General features: G+C 60.1%; 14 protein-coding genes and 1 pseudogene. 7 read left to right on the forward strand and 8 right to left on the reverse strand.

Features of this window, described 5'->3' with window-relative positions:
• Positions 1–78: 78 nt before the first annotated feature.
• The gene (locus RAE04_RS08790; protein ID WP_317027118.1) at positions 79–1,317 is read right to left on the reverse strand and encodes a DNA polymerase III subunit delta'; all 1,239 of its coding nucleotides are present in this window, start codon (positions 1,315–1,317) and stop codon (positions 79–81) included.
• Here RAE04_RS08790 and RAE04_RS08795 point away from each other — a divergent pair.
• Positions 1,316–2,848: an adenylate/guanylate cyclase domain-containing protein gene (locus tag RAE04_RS08795; RefSeq protein ID WP_317027119.1), complete on the forward strand. Its 1,533-nt coding sequence runs from the start codon at positions 1,316–1,318 to the stop codon at positions 2,846–2,848. The two genes, RAE04_RS08790 and RAE04_RS08795, sit on opposite strands and share 2 nt — an antisense overlap.
• Before the next feature lie 12 nt (positions 2,849–2,860).
• Entirely contained in the window at positions 2,861–4,099 is a 1,239-nt protein-coding gene (locus tag RAE04_RS08800; protein ID WP_317027120.1) for a DUF418 domain-containing protein, read from the forward strand.
• On the opposite strand, the gene RAE04_RS08805 is transcribed toward RAE04_RS08800, so the two are convergent.
• A complete protein-coding gene (locus tag RAE04_RS08805) occupies positions 4,049–4,642 on the reverse strand; it encodes a hypothetical protein (protein ID WP_317027121.1) in 594 nt (197 codons plus the stop codon). The genes RAE04_RS08800 and RAE04_RS08805 overlap by 51 nt on opposite strands.
• A gap of 18 nt (positions 4,643–4,660) precedes the next feature.
• Positions 4,661–7,636, reverse strand: coding sequence for a type I DNA topoisomerase (gene topA, locus RAE04_RS08810; RefSeq protein WP_317027122.1), 2,976 nt, complete (start codon positions 7,634–7,636; stop codon positions 4,661–4,663).
• Between the two features lie 248 nt (positions 7,637–7,884).
• Between topA and RAE04_RS08815 the strand changes: the two genes are divergently transcribed.
• The gene (locus RAE04_RS08815) at positions 7,885–8,514 is read left to right on the forward strand and encodes a DedA family protein (RefSeq protein ID WP_284836680.1); all 630 of its coding nucleotides are present in this window, start codon (positions 7,885–7,887) and stop codon (positions 8,512–8,514) included.
• Between the two features lie 16 nt (positions 8,515–8,530).
• Here RAE04_RS08815 and RAE04_RS08820 read toward each other — a convergent pair whose 3' ends face one another.
• Positions 8,531–8,734: a cold-shock protein gene (locus RAE04_RS08820; RefSeq protein WP_049377802.1), complete on the reverse strand. Its 204-nt coding sequence runs from the start codon at positions 8,732–8,734 to the stop codon at positions 8,531–8,533.
• Between the two features lie 179 nt (positions 8,735–8,913).
• Here RAE04_RS08820 and RAE04_RS08825 point away from each other — a divergent pair, with 179 nt between their 5' ends.
• The gene (locus tag RAE04_RS08825; RefSeq protein ID WP_317027123.1) at positions 8,914–11,277 is read left to right on the forward strand and encodes a Zn-binding domain-containing protein; all 2,364 of its coding nucleotides are present in this window, start codon (positions 8,914–8,916) and stop codon (positions 11,275–11,277) included.
• Between the two features lie 201 nt (positions 11,278–11,478).
• Here RAE04_RS08825 and RAE04_RS08830 read toward each other — a convergent pair whose 3' ends face one another.
• From RAE04_RS08830 to RAE04_RS08845, 4 genes and pseudogenes are all read right to left on the reverse strand, one after another.
• Positions 11,479–11,832, reverse strand: a complete 354-nt coding sequence (locus RAE04_RS08830) for a hypothetical protein (RefSeq protein ID WP_239274093.1) — start codon at positions 11,830–11,832, stop codon at positions 11,479–11,481.
• On the reverse strand, positions 11,829–12,155 hold the full coding sequence (locus tag RAE04_RS08835) for an Rv3654c family TadE-like protein (RefSeq protein WP_288211813.1): 327 nt from the start codon (positions 12,153–12,155) through the stop codon (positions 11,829–11,831). Before RAE04_RS08835 ends, RAE04_RS08830 begins: the two co-directional genes overlap by 4 nt.
• Positions 12,148–12,462: a hypothetical protein gene (locus tag RAE04_RS08840; protein ID WP_080970367.1), complete on the reverse strand. Its 315-nt coding sequence runs from the start codon at positions 12,460–12,462 to the stop codon at positions 12,148–12,150. The genes RAE04_RS08835 and RAE04_RS08840 overlap by 8 nt, the downstream gene beginning before the upstream one ends.
• 55 nt (positions 12,463–12,517) lie before the next feature.
• A pseudogene (locus RAE04_RS08845) lies at positions 12,518–12,652 on the reverse strand (DUF4244 domain-containing protein); the annotation flags it as partial.
• Between the two features lie 14 nt (positions 12,653–12,666).
• Between RAE04_RS08845 and RAE04_RS08850 the strand changes: the two are divergent.
• The 3 genes from RAE04_RS08850 to RAE04_RS08860 all read left to right on the forward strand — a co-directional run bounded on the left by RAE04_RS08850 (position 12,667) and on the right by RAE04_RS08860 (position 16,526).
• Complete coding sequence (locus RAE04_RS08850) at positions 12,667–14,337, forward strand: recombinase family protein (protein WP_317027124.1); 1,671 nt, start codon at positions 12,667–12,669, stop codon at positions 14,335–14,337.
• Between the two features lie 2 nt (positions 14,338–14,339).
• A complete protein-coding gene (locus RAE04_RS08855) occupies positions 14,340–14,627 on the forward strand; it encodes a hypothetical protein (protein WP_317027125.1) in 288 nt (95 codons plus the stop codon).
• Between the two features lie 312 nt (positions 14,628–14,939).
• A complete protein-coding gene (locus RAE04_RS08860; protein WP_317027126.1) occupies positions 14,940–16,526 on the forward strand; it encodes a hypothetical protein in 1,587 nt (528 codons plus the stop codon).
• The last annotated feature ends 555 nt before the right edge of the window (positions 16,527–17,081 follow it).

Consider the following 17,081-nt stretch of genomic DNA (forward strand, 5'->3'; position numbering starts at 1 on the left):
AGCATACGCCAGTGCAGCAAGAGAAAGTTTAACCTAGGGGCGCCGCGGAATAGAAATCGGCCCCAACTATTCACCCATTTACAGACACGCGCGGCGCAGCCGGCCCACTAGCCCGTCAAAGGCAATCTGCGTGCCGACGTTTTGGGTCAGCTGCTCGCGGCACAACGTGATGGCCGCCTGGCAGTCCAGCAAGCCTTCCTCGCTCACGCGCTGCGCGAGCTCACCAGAAAGTCCAGCGAAGTCCGGGTGGGTGAGATCCACCTGCGCGCCCACTTTCTGCATGAGCGCATCGCGGTAGACGCAGGAGAGATCAACAAGCACGAGGTCCAGATTGTCGATAACCCGGCGCTTCGCCCGCTTTTTGTGCTGGTCCTGCAGTTCCTTGATGGCGGAGCGGGCGTCGCGCTGCGCCTTAGCCGCACCTTTGCCCTTCGCACCTACGCCAAGGGTCTGCTCCAGCTTCGCCAGCTCGCCCTCTTCCTGGTCCTTATGCGACTCCTTCGCCTCCGAGTCCACCAATTTCAGCAGCGAGGTCACCGCCTGGAAGCCCTGGGAGCCGTGGAAGACCTCCTCTGCCAGGTTGATGGCCACCGCGCGGCGTTTTTGCACCGCCGGATCGTTGACCAGGCGCCGCGCTCTGCCGACGTGACGGAGGGAGGTGAGGGCGGCCAAGTAGGCGTCGTGATCCGAGGCGCCCTCGCTGACCAGCTGGGCGGTAATGCTCTCCACCGACGGGGAAGGAATGTAGAGGTGGCGGCAACGCGAGCGAAGGGTCTGGGAGAAGTCCTCGGGGGCGTCGGAAGGCGCGCACATGATGATCACAGTGCGCGCCGGCGGCTCCTCTACCGTCTTGAGCAGGGCATTCGCGCCGTTATTGTTGAGGCGGTCGGCGTTGTTGAAGATCACCACGCGCCAAGGGGCCACCGTGGGCAGGCTCGCGGCACGGCCGATGACCTCGCGCACCGTATCCACGGGAATGATGACCTCCTGCGGATCCACGAGGACCAGATCGGTGTGTTGTTTTGTCTCCAGCACCGCGCGGCAAGCCTCGCAGCGGCCGCAGCCTGGTTCCTCCGGATCCGTGCACATGAGCGCGGCCGCAAAATCGATCGCGGCCAAGGAACGGCCGGAGCCCGGCGGGCCGGTAAATAGCCAGGAATGGCTCATCGCCCGCGGGTCTGCCCCCGGCATCCCCCGGGCCGCCCGAGCGGCGCCCAAGATGGTGCGGGCCACACCTGGGGTATCTGCCAATCTTTGCGCAACGCTTCCGGTATTCACTCGCCCTAGCCTACTGGTCTTACTAAAGTATGAAGGCATGAACAGACTACTGCGCGGCGCACGATGGCTCATGGGCACCCAATGGCCGGTCTACGCCGCCTTAGTCCTCGGCGCGAACCTCATCGGCGCCATAGCGATCATGACCTTTGTCCTTTATTTCCTGCCGATGCCGGAGATCAAGGACTTTGCCTCCGAACTGCCCAGCCTGATGGGCGTTGCCGCGGTGTACCTCATCTTTGCCGTGGTCATCGGCATCGCCGTCACCCTGCTGCTTTTCCGCCCGGTGCTGGACTGGCAGCGCCACCCGGACGAGCACGATCCGAATATGGTACGCAACTTAGTGCTGCGCATCCCCGTCTACCAATCCGTGGTGGCGGCCGCGGTGTGGCTCATCGGCATCATCCTGGCCGTGGTGATTTCCGGCCGAGAATCTGCCAGCCTCGGGCTCGTTGTAGGCGTGTCCGCCACCCTGGCCGGCCTCGTGGTGGTCATCTTGACCTACCTGCAGGCAGAGCGCCTGGTGCGCCCGGTGGCCGCCCAAGCCGTGGCGCGCCGCTTTGAGGATGCCACCCTGGAGCCGCCCATCAAGTACCGCCTCATTTCAACCTGGCTGATGACCTCCGGCGTGCCGCTGGCGGGCATCTTGCTCGTGCTCATCGCCCAGCGCACCGGGCTCTTCTCCGGCACCGCAGGAGACCTGGTTCCCGCCATCACGGCCCTGGCCCTTACCGCTCTGGCCACCGGGTTTATCGGTACTAGCTTCGCGGTGATGAGCGTAGTGGACCCGATCGTGGAGCTGCAGGACGCCATTAACCGGGTGCGCCGCGGCGAGAACAATGCCGAGGTCGATATCTATGACGGGTCCGAGCTGGGCGTACTGCAGGCCGGTTTCAACGAGATGATGCGCGGCCTGCGCGAGCGCAATCGCGTGCGCGATATTTTCAGCCGCTACGTCGGCGCCGAGGTGGCGCAGCGCGCCCTAGAGGAGCGCCCCGAGTTGGGCGGCGAGGACCGCAAGGTAGCGGTGCTTTTTATTGACGTCATCGGTTCTACTACCTTCGCCGTCAATCACTCCCCCGAGGAGGTAGTGGAGGAGCTCAATAAGTTCTTCGAGCACGTCGTCGAGGTGGTGCACCGCAATAAAGGCATCATTAATAAGTTCCAGGGCGATGCCGCGCTGGCTGTCTTTGGCGCACCGCTCAATGTTTATGATTCCACCTCCGTGGCGCTGCAGGCCGCTCGCGAGCTGCGCGGCGAGTTGCGCGGGCTGGAGCTGCAAGCGGGCATCGGCGTGGCGGCGGGGCACGTCGTCGCCGGGCACATCGGCGGCGCGGATCGCTTCGAATATACCGTCATTGGTGACGCCGTGAACGAGGCTGCGCGCCTGACCGAGCTCGCTAAGGACACCCCGGGCCAGGTGCTCACCAATGCCGCCACACTCAAGACCGCCAATGAGGCCGAGCAGGCCCGCTGGACTATGATGAAATCCATTGAGCTGCGTGGGCGTCACCGCATGACCCAGCTGGCTCGCCCTATCCGCGCTACCCTGGCAGAACGTTCCGAGGTATAACGAGGTTTTTAAGTGAGCTCAGCTTCCCGGCCCCGCATGATCGTGCCCGATGTGGCGCGCGGCATGGCCCTCCTAGGCATCGCCATGGCCAATATGACCACGGCATGGATCATCACCACCGACCGGCCGGGCAGCTATTTCGGCGGCATCATTGATGGCAGCGCGTGGGATAAGGCGGCCGTCGTCTTCAGCGCCTTCTTTGTCCACAACCGCGGCCTTCCCATGTTTTCTACCCTGCTCGGCTTTGGCGTGGGGCTCATTGCCCTCAGCCTGTGGCGGCGCGGGTTTCCGGTGCGGGCGGCGCGCTGGGTCATCGCCAAGCGCTATACCTTCTTGGCGCTCATGGGCGCAGTGCACATGGTGCTGCTGTTTTGGGGCGACATTATGTTTTTCTACGGTGTGGCCGGGATCGTAATTGCATTCCTACTGCGCAAGCGGGATTCTACCCTCCTGCTCATTGCCTATATTCTTTTTGCGCTGTGCGCACTGGGCGGGGTTGTAGCCTTTATTTCCGGCGCCTTGGATCCCCTCGGCGTGGTAGCCACGGAGGGCATTGGCACCATCGAGTCCTACCCCGATCTGCTGCTCAGCCAGCTTATTACTTTAGGCAGCCAGGCCTTGGCCACGCCGATCATTTTGCTGATGTACCTGCCCGTGATGCTGGTGGGCTTTGTGTGGGCGCGCCAGGGCGTGCTTGCCGACGTCCCCTCTCACCGCCCCACCCTCCTGCGCTGGGTCGCCATTGCAGCGGCCATCACCGTGGTTATCGGCAGCTTGTGGTCTTTGAGCACGCTCGGGGTCATCGAGCAGCGCTGGGCCAATGCGGCCAATAATGCCAACTCCTTCATCGGCGTCTTTACCGGGCCTGGCATCCTGGCCGGGCTCGCGCTGGTGTTGCAGCCGGTACAGGAGCGGCTCTCGGCCGGCGCGCCACTGCCCGCAGTGCTGTGGCCCTTTGCGGCGCTGGGCAAGCGCTCTATGAGCGGCTACGTAGGGCAGTCCATTCTCTTTTTCTGCCTCGTGCACCCGTTTACGCTGAACTTCGGCCACGAACTGGGCGCCTTTGGCCAAGCCGAGCTGGCCTTCGCGGTGTGGCTGGTCACGCTAATCTTCGCCTGCGTTCTGGAGGCCTTCGACCGCCGCGGACCTTTTGAGGCCGTGCACCGCCGCCTGTCCTACGGCCCGACGATGCAGCCGCAGTTACCGGGTGCGGCGCAGGCCATCGAGAAGCAGCAGATGGCCGACCGCTAGGGCACCCGCCTCGGCCGCGCCCACTAGGCGCGCCCCCTGCTTCCGCTTACCGCGATATTGCTGCGCGAGCGCCGCGCGCAGGGCCGTCAGCCCCTCGGCCGCAACGAGCAGGTTGGCGCCGTGGCTGATGCCCTTGCCGGCGTCAGTGCGCAGCGCTAGATCCCCCGCCACTGCCGAGGTCGTGAGTACCGCCGCGCCGCCCACCGCCACGGCTGCGGCAGTCGGCTCCTTGCGAGTCGCGGCAACGCCCGCACCCCATACGGCCGCGCGCAAACCCCAGCCCAAGGCGTCGTTGCGCGCGCCGCGGCGATATAGGCTCCACGCATAGGCGGCATGGCTCGCCGTTACGGCCGCCACGCCGAGCACCGAAGGACGGGTCAGGGTGCGGGCCTTTTCCACCTGGCCAATAGCTCCGGCTATAACTCCGGCGCCAACGGCGGGCTCTTCGCGTACCGAGGCCAAAAGCTGCGGCCGCGTTTTGATGGTGACGGCGCGCCGCAGGGCCGCAGCGCCTTCTTGAGTGCGGGCAAGAAAATCATTCATGCCCGCCACCTTACGCGGTTACTTCTTGCGCGAGCCGGCCTTTACCACGTTCTTCGTGCCGGGCGAAGGCTTCTTAGTTGCCTTCTTGCCAGCCTTCTTCGTGGACTTTTTGGTGGCCTTCTTGGTTGCCTTCTTCTTCGTCGTCTTCTTAGAGGACTTCTTGGTGGACTTCTTCTTGGTCTCGCCGGAAGCTTCCTTGGCGCGGCGCTCGGAAAGGAGCTCGTTCGCGCGGGCGTCGGTAAGCTGCTCTGGGTCATCGCCGCGGCGCAGGGAGGCATTGGTGGTGCCGTCGGTGACGTACGGACCGAAGCGGCCGTCCTTCACGGTCATCGGCTTGCCGGAGACGTCATTATCGCCCAGCTGCTTGATCGGCGGCTGAGCGGCGGCGCGGCCGCGACGCTTCGGCTCGGCATAGATGCGGCGGGCCTCATCCAAGGTGATGGTGAAAATCTGCTCTTCCTTGGCCAAGGAGCGCGAATCCGTACCCTTCTTCAGGTACGGGCCGTAGCGGCCATTTTGCGCAGTGATCATCACGCCGTCGTCCTCGCCCACCTCGCGCGGCAGGGAAAGCAGCTTGAGGGCCTCCTCCAAAGTCACGGTGGAGGGTTCCATGGAGCTAAACAGCGAAGCCGTACCCGGCTTGAGCTTGTTCTCGATGTACTCCTTGACGCGCTTTTCCTTCTGTTTCGCGGCCGTCTTGGTTTCCCAATTCTTGGCGCGCTTGCCTTCTTCGGCGCGTTGCTTGTCTTCCTCGGCGCGCTCCTTGGCGACGACCTCCTCGGCCTCCCCCTCGGCCTTCTCCCGCTCATCCTCGCGGACGACTTCGGTGACATACGGGCCGAAGCGACCCTCCTTGGCCACGATCATGCGGCCGTTTTCCGGGTTCTCGCCCAGCTCGCGGCCGCCTTGCGGGGTGGCGAAAAGCTTTTCCGCCAGCTCCTCGTTGAGGCCATCCGGGGTGACGGTTTCGGACAGGTTAGCGCGCTGATACTCGATGCTGCCGTCGTCGTTAGTGCCAACGGCGCGCTCGATGTACGGGCCGTAGCGGCCCACGCGGACGAAGACATCGCGACCTTCGGCGTCGGTATAAAGCAGTAGCGAGTTAACCTTGCGCGCGTCGATGGCTTCCAGGTTGACGTCGATAAGCGACTTCAAGCCGCCGTGACGGGCAATGGAGGCCGCCTTCTGCTCGTTGGCCTCGGCGTTGCCGAAGTAAAAGCCGTTTAGCCAGGCGGTGCCATCCTCGATACCGGTGGCAATCTGGTCTAGCTCGTCTTCCATGGAAGAGGTGAAATCATAGTCCACCAACTCGGTGAAGTTCTCCTCCAACAGGCCCACGACGGCGAAGGCAACCCACGAAGGCACCAGCGCATTGCCGCGCGAGACCACATAACCGCGGTCCTGGATGGTCTTGATGATGGACGCGTAAGTAGACGGGCGGCCGATGCCCAGGTCCTCCATCTTCTTGACCAGGCTGGCTTCGGTATAGCGCGCCGGCGGGTTGGTGGAGTGGCCCTCGGCGGTAACCTCCTTGGCGGTCAGGGCGCGGCCCTCCTCCAAGTGCGGCAGGCGGGTCTCGCCCTTCTTATCACCCTTGGCGTCGTCAGCGCCGTAGGCCTTCAAGAAGCCGGGGAAGGTAATGGTGCGACCGGTGGCGGAAAATTCCACGTCGTGGCTGCCCTTATCGGTGGCGGCGGTGCCGGCTACGGTGACCTTCATGGAGGTTCCCTTGGCATCGGCCATCTGGGAGGCGACGGTGCGCTTCCAAATCAGGTCATAGAGCTTAAACTCCTCCGCATCCAACTGGCCAGAGAGCTGGCCCGGGGTGGCGAAGGACTCGCCGGCCGGGCGGATGGCCTCGTGGGCCTCCTGGGAATTTTTCACCTTGCGGTCATATACGCGCGGGGAATCAGAGACGTATTCTGCACCATAGATGCTGGTAGCGGAATTGCGCGCAGCCGACAGGCCCTGCTTAGAGAGCGAGGTGGAGTCCGTACGCATATAAGTAATGTGGCCGTTTTCGTACAGGCGCTGCGCAATGCGCATGGTGCGCTCAGAAGTAAAGTGCAGGCGGCGACCGGCCTCCTGCTGCAGCGTCGACGTCATAAACGGCGCATAGGGCTTGCGCGTATAGGGCTTGTGTTCGACCCCAGCGACCTGCATATCCGCACCGCGCAGCGCGGTTTCTAGCGCCTTGGCCTGTGGCTCGGTGATGACGATGACGTCTTTGCTCTTGACGTTTCCGCGGTCATCAAAGTCGCGGCCCAAGGCCACGCGTTTGCTATCGACGGCGGTAAGGCGGGCGTCGAAAGTGGCTGGGTTGTCCCCGTCCGCAGCGCCGGTATCTAGCGTGGCGGCCAGATCCCAGTAGTCCGCGGGGATGAACGCCATGCGCTCGCGCTCACGCTCGACGATGACGCGGGTGGCCACCGACTGCACGCGGCCGGCAGAAAGCCGCGGCATAACCTTCTTCCACAGCACCGGGGAGACCTCATAGCCGTAGAGGCGGTCGAGGATGCGGCGGGTTTCTTGGGCGTCGATAAGGTTGTAATCCAGATCGCGGGTATTGTCCGCGGCCTCCAGGATCGCGGACTTGGTGATCTCGTTAAAGACCATGCGGCGCACCGGCACCTTGGGTTTTAAAACCTCCAGCAGGTGCCAGGCGATGGCCTCGCCCTCACGGTCGGGGTCTGTTGCGAGGTAGAGCTGATCGCACTGCTTCAACTTGGACTTGAGGTCCGCGACCTTCTTCTTTTTATCGGGGCTCACCACATACAGCGGGGCGAAGTCATCTTCCGGGTTCACGCCGAGGCGCGCCCAGGATTCCTTCTTATACTTAGCCGGCACGTCCGCAGCGCCGCGGGGAAGATCGCGGATATGGCCCACAGAGGCCTCCACGATGTAGTTATCTCCGAGGTAAGGCTGAATCTTCTTCGCCTTCGTCGCCGACTCGACGATCACCAAGGTCTTTCCCGGCCCGGCTGCTTCTGCCACTTCGACTTCATCCCTTTCGATGATGCGAACAATAAGGTATGCACGCTTTCAGCAATCGCCCCTAGCGTACACAGTTGATCTGCATTTCCTGTCTCGCACCATATACGCGGTACTGCCAAAAGGCCGTTTTCAGGGGCACTATGTACCCCCACAGAACGGGTCTATACTGGCCTACTTAGAACGCCCCGTAGCTGCGAAAGCATTGTGGGGCACAATAGCACACCCAAGACGACGCCCGCGGAGGATTCATGGTTGACACCATCACTATGTGGATCGAAACCGTCATGTCCACAGAGTGGATCTACCCGCTGGTCGGCGTGCTGATCTTTGGTGACTGCTTCTTCCCCGTCCTGCCTTCTGAAATCCCGCTCAATATGGCCGGCGCCTGGTCCGGCTCCCAGGGCTTTCCGCACCTGCCCACCATGTTTTTCGTGGCGCTGATTGCCGCCATGATGGGCGATAATCTCTGCTTCCTGCTAGGCACACGGTTTATGCCCCTACTCCAGCGCGTGCCTAAAGGTTCTAAGGCCTACGAGGGGTTGAACTGGGTCAAGCGCAATATGCGCCGCGGCGGCGGTGCGGCCATTATTATTGCCCGCTTCATCCCTTCAGCGCGCTTGTTTATGACCATCCTGCTGGGATCGATGCGCTTCCCGTGGATCGTCTTTGTCTTCTTCGACACCATTGGTGTTGCGCTCTGGGCCAGCGAGGCGTTGGCCATTGGCTACCTCGGCGGCATGGCCTTTTCCAATTCGCCCGTGCTGGCTGTGGTGGTCAGCATCATCGCCGCGGTCATTATCGGCGTGGGGCTGCAAAAGCTGCAGAATAAGTTCACCGAATGGTGGGATACCCGCCGCGGCTACGCAGAAACGCCGTAGCGAGGGAGCCGACCGCCTAGATTACGGACACGGACTGGGCCTGCTCGCCCTTCGGTCCGGAGCCTACCTCGAAGGTGACCTGCTGGTTTTCTTCCAGAGTACGGAAGCCACTGCCCTGAATCTCGGAGTAGTGGACGAAGATATCGCCTTCGCCGTCCTCGCGCTCGATGAAGCCGTAGCCCTTTTCAGAGTTAAACCACTTAACGGTTCCTTGTGCCATGGTGTGCAGTCCTTTTCTTGATTAGCGGTGCGGCGATTCCGCACCAAGGGAGGTTTCGGTAAATGCGTCCTTTAGCAGTACCTTAAAGTGTAAACACCGCACCAAGACATCATTGGCCTCATATCAGTGTGACACGTTCCACGCCAAAGCGATAGGCCTAACCCACGAGGGGGTAGAAATTGGCTCACCCGGAAACGGATAATCCCCTGGGAGAAGAGCTGCTCGAGTTCATCCAGCGCCGCCTCGATGAGTCCACTCTCACATTTCACACCACTCTGCCGCCGCAGCGTGCGCAGTATGCCGAGTGGCCCGAATGGGTGCTGCCGGAGTTGAAGGAGAAGCTGGTCGAAGGGGGCGTCGGCAAGCTGTATAGCCACCAAGCGGAGCTGGCGCAGGCAGCCTGGGCCGGCGAGGATGCGGTGATTTCTACCGGTACGTCCTCGGGAAAGTCCCTGGGCTACCAGCTGCCCATTTTGAGCCGACTGGCGCAGGAGCCGAGCGCCTGCGCGCTGTATCTCACCCCCACCAAGGCGCTGGGATCGGACCAGCTGCAGGCAGTGCTCGAGCTGTGCCGGGGCATTCCGGCGCTCAAGGGCGTGGTGCCCTCGCCCTATGACGGCGATACGCCGCAAGAATCCCGCGCGGGCGTGCGCGATCATTCGCGGTTCATTTTCTCCAACCCGGATATGGTGCATATGTCGCTGCTAGCGGCGCATGCCCGGTGGGCGCGGCTGCTGCGGCACCTGGAGTTCATCGTCATCGATGAATGCCATTCCTACCGGGGCGTATTTGGCGCGAACGTGGCGCTGGTGCTGCGGCGCCTGCTGCGCTTGTGCGCGCACTATGGCTCGCGGCCGACAGTAATTTATGCCTCGGCCACTATGAAGGACCCGGGCCGGCATGCGCAGCGCCTTACCGGCCGGCCCGCCCGCGCGATTACGGAGGACACCGCCCCCACCGGCGCGCGCACCGTGGCGCTATGGGAACCGGGTTTTATCGAGGGGGCCGAGGGCGAGCACGGGGCGCCGGTGCGCCGCGCCGCCACCACCGAGGCGGCCGAGATGATGGCCTCCTTCATCGCCGAGGGCGCGCGCACCATGACCTTTGTGCGTTCGCGCCGCTCGGCCGAGGTGGTGGCCATGCGCGCGGCCGAGGTGCTCTCCGGTAGCCTCGGCCGGCCCGATTTTGCCCAGCGCATCGCCGCCTACCGCGCCGGTTACTTGGCCGAGGACCGCCGCAAGTTGGAGCGCGCGCTTGACGATGCCTCCTTGCTCGGCGTCGCCACCACCTCCGCCCTCGAGCTGGGTATCGATGTCGGTGGGCTCGATGCCGTGGTCACGGCCGGTTTCCCGGGGACCGTCGCGAGCTTTTGGCAGCAGGCCGGGCGCGCCGGCCGCCGCGGGCAAGGCTCGCTCGTAGTACTCATCGCCCGCGATGAGCCGATGGATACCTACCTGGTCCACCACCCCGAGGCCCTGCTGGGCCGACCGGTGGAGGCCAGCGTTTTCAACCCGGCCAATCCGTATATCCTCTTCGGCCACGTCTATTGCGCCGCGGTGGAAAAACCGCTGAATGATGCCACGATTGCCGCCTGGGGCGCGCAGGACGTGGTTCACCAGCTGGCCGAATCTGGCCTGCTGCGCCGCCGCGAGCGCGGCTGGTTCGCCGTGCCCATCCCCGCCCATTCACCGGAGGAACTCTCGCCCGAAACGGCCCATACCGCGGTTTCGCTGCGCGGCGGGGCGGGCGAGGAAGTCATGATCGTAGATTCCTCCGACGGCCGCCTGCTCGGCACCATCGATGCCGCCCGCGCTACCAGCCAAGTCCACCCCGGCGCGGTGTACCTGCACCAGGGCGAAAGTTTTGTCATCGAGGAGCTCATCCTCAGCGATTACCTGGCGCTGGCCCGGCCCGAGGCCCCGGATTATTCCACGACTCCGCGCTCCACCACGGATATCCGCATCCTGCGCGAGGCCGATAACTTGGTCAATTACTCCCCAGGACTGTGGGTAGCGGACGTGGAGGTGGAGGTCACCGACCGCGTCACCGGCTACCAGGTGCGGCTTGCCGACGGCACCATTGGCGACGATATCCCCCTCGATCTCCCCGAACAGCGCCTAGTCACCCGGGCGGTGGCCTATACCATCGATCCAATGGCGCTTGCCGCGATGGGGGTTACCGCCGCCGATACGCCCGGCACCTTGCACGCGGCTGAGCACGCCGCGATCGGCCTGCTACCGCTTATCGCCACCTGCGACCGCTGGGACATTGGAGGCGTGTCCACCGCATTGCACCCCGATACGCAATTGCCTACCGTCTTTGTCTACGACGGCCACCCCGGCGGCGCCGGTTTTGCTGAGGAGGGCTTTCGCCGCTTCCCCGAATGGATCGCGGCCACCTTCGAGGCGGTGCGCTCTTGTCCGTGCGAATCCGGGTGCCCGTCGTGCGTGCAATCGCCCAAGTGCGGTAACGGAAATAACCCGCTGAGCAAAGATGGCGCCATCAAGCTACTGGGTGCGCTGGTCACCATGACGCAGGGCTAGCCGCGACTTAAGCGGTTCTGCCTTTTTCTTCATTTACTCGCTGCGCCCGCGCGTATTCATAATCCGCGCTGCGCTGCAACAGCTCCTCACGCCGATGAGGAAACCGCTCCAATATTATGCGCTGAATTTCTGCCGCTGCTCGGGCGCGAGTACGCCGCACTTCCGGATTCGGCTCATAAAAAGGCGAGCCTTGCGGATGCCTCATGAAGCATCGCCTCTTTCTTCTTTCGGGGCAGATTTGTCGAGCTCGCCCTCTTTAAACTCTTGGGCAAAATCCCACAGTGTGTTGATAAAGGTGGAATCTCCTTCTACATCCGATAATAATCCCAGAATTGTAGGTAGAAAATACCATCCAGTAATTCTTTCGGCGCTTTCCGCCGAGTCAGTCTTATCGATACACCACTGCACAATTCCCCACCATCTATCTTGTTCCCGCCTACGATCCGATTTGATTTCTTCCCGTACCTTTCGGCGATATTCCCGCCAAGCAATGAAGCCCGCCACAGCCGCCACAACGGTAGGAATAAGCCGCACCATTGCCTCCTGCCAGCTCATACCGGCCCCGCCTTCGCTTGAGTGGACCGGCCACGGACCGTGGCGGTGACGATGACGTCGCGGCCGGATTCGGTACAGGTTTCTAAGGCGGCGTCATTGAGCGCGGCGGTATCGCGCGCGGCGGCACAAGCATCTTCACCCGTAGCGAGGGCCCAGGCACCGGCAACCGCCGCGAGGTCGGCCGCCACCTGGGCCTCGTGTCGCGCGGCCACGCGCGAGCCCACTGCCGCCACGATAAACAGCAGGCTCACGATGGCGACGATGATGCCGGCTGCGGCAATGGTGGCATAGCCTTCCTCGCCGCAGCGCTTCGGCTTACTCATTTCCGCCCACCTCGGCTGGAAATACCGCCTCGGAGCGCATGGTGCCGATGGGGGCATCAACGCTTACCGACGCCCTCACCAACCCACCGCTTTCTTCCACGCTGACCTGGGCATCCTCGCGCGGGGGATGGTATTCGACGCCGATGGCGTGCGAACGCGCGGCCGCGCCCGCCATGTCCACCGCGGCGATATAGGATGCCAGCGTGGCAATGGCACCCACGATTCCCGCCGCGACCAAGACCAGGGAGCTTAAAGCCAAAGCGGCCTCGATGGTCACGGAGCCATCGTCATCAAATACCCTGTGCATCATTCCTCCTTTCTGCCGGCGGGTTGGGCCCGCCGGCCGTGGTTAGAAAGCGGCGCTAGCTCGGGGTATTCGAGAGGGCGTCGGTAATGATGCCCTCGATGGCATCGACCACCCCGCCGCCGTTGATGACCATGTAGAGCACCCCGGCAAGCGCGGCGGCCGCCAGAGAACCCATGGCATACTCTGTAGTCTAAGATTTATACCATGATGGATAATAAGCTAAAAGCACTGGTCGTAGTGCGTATTTCCCGCCTAATGGAGGCCTCTTCTTCTCCTGAGAGGCAGGAACAAGAGTGCAGGGAGCTATGCCAGCGGATGGGCTGGGAAGTAGTAGGTGTTGCTAGTGACCTTAACGTAAGCGCTGGTGCTACTACGCCATTCGAGCGCCCGGAGCTTGGCTCCTGGTTAGGCTCTGGCAAAGATAATGACCCTGGCCGCTCCCACGAGTTCGACGTAATTGTCTTCTGGAGATTAGACCGCCTTGTTCGTAGTATGACTCAGCTTTCGACCTTGATGGGCTGGTGTGAACAGAGAGACGTTTACCTAAAGTCGGCTACCGAAAGCCATATTGACACCACTACCGATATGGGCCGGATTATGGCGATGCTCGTAGGCTCCTTTGCAGAGGTAGAACTTGCTGCGATTAGGGAGCGTACCGGAGCAGACCAACACCACAGGATTATCAGCGGTAAATACCGTGGCGCTGTACCCTCCTGGGGTTATAGGCCAGTGCAAGATAGTTCCGGTGGATGGAAGGTTGAACCGGACCCTGTTCAAGTTAAGCAGGTACATAAGGCAGCGGGGCTTGTGCTCCAAGGCGTGAGCATGAATGAGATTGCGAGGCAGTTTAATACAGCGGGTGAGCTAACGCCTAGGGCCTTAAACGATGTTCGTCAAGGTCGTGAGCCTCGTAAGAGTCAGTGGCGCGGTAACCGCCTCAAAAGCATGATTACCTCGAAGGCCATGCTGGGGTATGCGATGATTCGTGAGCCTGTTCTGGATAAGAATGGTAAGCCAAAGCGCAATAAAAGCGGCCAGAAGATTTACGAGCCCGAAGCCAAGGTTGTGGTGAAAGATGGTGCCCCAGTAAAGCGGGCTGAGGCAATCCTAGACCGAGATACCTGGGAGCGGGTGTGCAAGGAGCTTGCTTCTCGAGAAGTTGATGTTTCGGCCCGCTCGCATTCCCTGTTGCTCAATGTCCTGTTTTGCGGTGTTTGCGGCAACCCTGCTTATAAAATGAGTCCGAATAATGGACGTAGACCTAGTTACCGTTGTTCCACTGCTCAGTTAGGTAAGCATGGCAAGTGCTCTACTAAGACGCTTCAGGTAGATGAAGAGTTCATCGAAGATACGGTTACCAGCTCATTCCTGGGGCTGCTCGGTGACAGTGTGAGGGCCGTAAAGGTCTGGGATGAAGGCCTAGACCACTCTGAGGAGCTTGCAGAGCTCGAGGCTGGTATTCGTGAGCTTGCAAACGAGTTGCCTCGCTACCGTGCTGGCACTACCGCGTTTGATGCGATTACAGCGAATATCGAGACGATGCAAGAGCGACTAGACCAGTTGGAGGCTGAGGGCGTTAGGCCCGCTGGTTGGGTGTGGGAGCCTACCGGCCAAACAATCCGTGAGTGGTGGGAGGCCTCCTCGGTTGTTGAGAGAAACGCTTACCTCAGGGAATGCGGGGTAAAGGTCACATTCGAACACCGGGAAAATCGTAAACGTGGTGAGGCTCCGGATGTGCAGATTTCTTACGAGAATATCCCCGGTGTTGTCTCGGAGTTGGAGCCTGGAGAAGGCGCTTCTCGGGCTGTGCAGGTGCTGGAGAAGGTGCCTGAGGGCCAAAGGCTTGTGGTTAAGGCAGGAGCAGAGGAGAAGTAACGATGGAGAAACTGCACTGCCTAACCGATGAACAACTTGCTGCATTGCCTCGTACCCCAGAGGTACAGCTCGAGATACAAAAGCGTCTTTACGAATCGGCTAGTGAAGCTGTTGAGGCCTGGAATGAAGAAGCGAATGAACTAGTCAGTATTAAGGATGCAGCGGCTGAGCTGGGCTGGAGTGTTGAGGAGATGCTGGAGCAGTTGGTTCAGGACGGTCTAGTGCTCGAGGTTGATGGGGAACTGGTGCCAAGCCCACACCCTGATATTAAGCGCTGTGAGCCGTTTTAAGGCGTTGGAATATAGTTTCGGTATGTTTACCCCTCTGGAGCGCTGTTGGGCGCTCTATGGGCCCGCTAAACCCCTTAAACGGGCCCTTATTTACTTATTTAGATTAGAAAGGATGTTTGTTAATGGATTCGATGGAAAGACTACCTCGGTTAGAGCATAAGACTACCCCTCAGGGAGACCTGTTTGTTCTGACTAAGCCCGGTACGAGCATGAAGCTTTATCTCGATGCGAGGGAGCTTCAGGCTCTTACAGAGCAGGGAAATAGCCTGCTTAGTGTTGATAGATTTTAGAATTTAGAAAGAGAATTGTTTTATGAATAGTCCTGATAAGGGCCGACTCGAAAGCGTTTACGGTGACGCTGAGTGTTTTGAGCTTAAGCCGGGTTCAAAAGAGTTTGTTAAAGGTAAACCACGAACTTCCCCTACGGGTGAAGGTAACAGGGCCGCTAGAAACGCTACTGGTGAGCGAATTGTTATAGATATTGATATTCGCCCGGATAGTCCGGAGAAGTCCGCTAATTTCGAGGCGTTCTGTGCAGCGTTTCCTGGAGTTGCTGACACTCCTACAATGCGGGTTTCTTCTAAGACTACTGGGGCTTTCCACTTGGTCTATACGTGGCCGGAGGATTATCCGCTTCCTATGAAGTCGGTAGCGCCGGGAACTCTGCTCGGGCGGGGTGTAGAGGTGCCAACGTATTACACGTTGCCGGGGTCTGTTGTTCAGGGCCGTGAATACACAGACAATGGTCTTGAGCCCGCTGTTATCCCAGATTCCCTAGCGCTAACGCTGCTTAGGCCTAACGCACCGGCTCAGATTATCGAGGAGCACCAACCTTACGCTGGTACTAGTGGCAACGCTGAGCGACTTTTAGAGGTTATTTCTAATGCTGCTCCGGGTGAACGAAATGCTGCTTATCTCAAGGTGGCGTTTCCTCTGCTCGGAATCCTCGGGGCCGATGAATTCTTGCACCGGCTTATTCTCGCGTGGCCGGGAGATGAATCTGAGGAGGAGCTGGAGGCAAAGGTTAAGTCCACGGTGGCCGCTTACTCAGGCAGTGATACTAGTAAAGCTCCTCGGGAAGTGCTGTATTCGCGTCATCGGAATGATTATCTGGTAGACGTTCTAAACAGTGTCCGGTATGGCCCCTGGAAGGGGCGTACCGCTGCTACTGACCGCCGTGTGATGCTGGCACTAGCCCTTAAAGCCGTAACAGATAATCAGGTTGTTATTGATTACTCTCTGGATTCTGTCGCTTGTGATACTGGTTTCTATCCTTCCAAGGTTTCCGAAGCGTATAAGCGTCTAGTGAAGCTTGGATATATCGGTTTCCCTAGCAAAGGTGACTATTCGAAGATTAGTCTTGCAGGGTGGTCGGAATCGTTAGGTTTAATAGTATTAAGGGAGATAACCCCTACAGGGTTATCTAATAGTAATTATCTTGATTATCTAGGGTTTAAAGCTAGGTACAAGTACCCCTACCGTAGTAAGAGTATGTTGCCTGCATTGTCCCCTGTGTGGAGGCACAAGGAACTCGGTGGCCGTTGTGCTCAGGTGTTTGACCTAATCGACTCTGGTGTTTCTTCGAGAAGAGAACTAGTTTCTTTGTCTGGTGCTGGTGGCACCACTGTTAAGAATTCGGTTTCTCGGTTGATTGAGCTCGGGCTAGTGGTTGATGCTCCAGAAGGGCTTAGTATCTGTGAAGATGCGGCTAGTGTTGCTCAAGACCTATGCAATCAAGGTGAGGTCTCTGAGGTGTACCAGCGTATTCGTGAGAAGATTGCTGAAGATTACCAACGCCGGAGCCGGTACCACAGGCAGCGGTTTGCTGAGGCCACTGCTGTTTCCAGTATGGGTAATCCTGCTGAGCAAGAGCTCTTGGAACATCTAGGGCTGGTTTAAAAGGGGTGCTGCTCCCTAAGTGACGCTGTTTGCGTCTTATGGTTTCCGGGTATCGGAAGTGGGGAATTGTGACTCACCTAATAATTACACCCCTACACAGGGTTTAGATGAGTCATGTTTCCTCACTTTGCCGGGAAAATTATGTTTGAGTCTGTTTATCCTGGAGGCAAAATCGCCGCTATTACCCGGCCAAAGTGGCCGGTGTTAATTACTCTCCTAAGAGCAAGGTAGACTACCTTGCATTAATAATTATTTATACTCCATTGGGGAGGTTTAGATAATCCTCCGAGCTGATAGGAGCACTCCTCGTGCCTGCGGTGCTGTAACGCTCTAACCCACAGGGCGTATCAAAGGGAGTTAGTCTCTGGTTAAGTCCCCAGAATCCATTCTAAGCGTTTTAATCTCTTCTCTGGTGTATTTACCCTTGGAACGTCTGGGAGGCTCTCAGAATGGACGCTAGGGGCCTCTATGGGCCGCTTGTAACACTCCTCGAGCTCTGCTCTGTGGGGTTAGAGGCCTTAAACGACGCGTTAGGGGTATGCACTGTTGAAGGGG

The sequence above is a fragment of the Corynebacterium sp. CTNIH16 genome (genome assembly GCF_032821655.1).
Taxonomy (GTDB): domain Bacteria; phylum Actinomycetota; class Actinomycetes; order Mycobacteriales; family Mycobacteriaceae; genus Corynebacterium; species Corynebacterium marquesiae.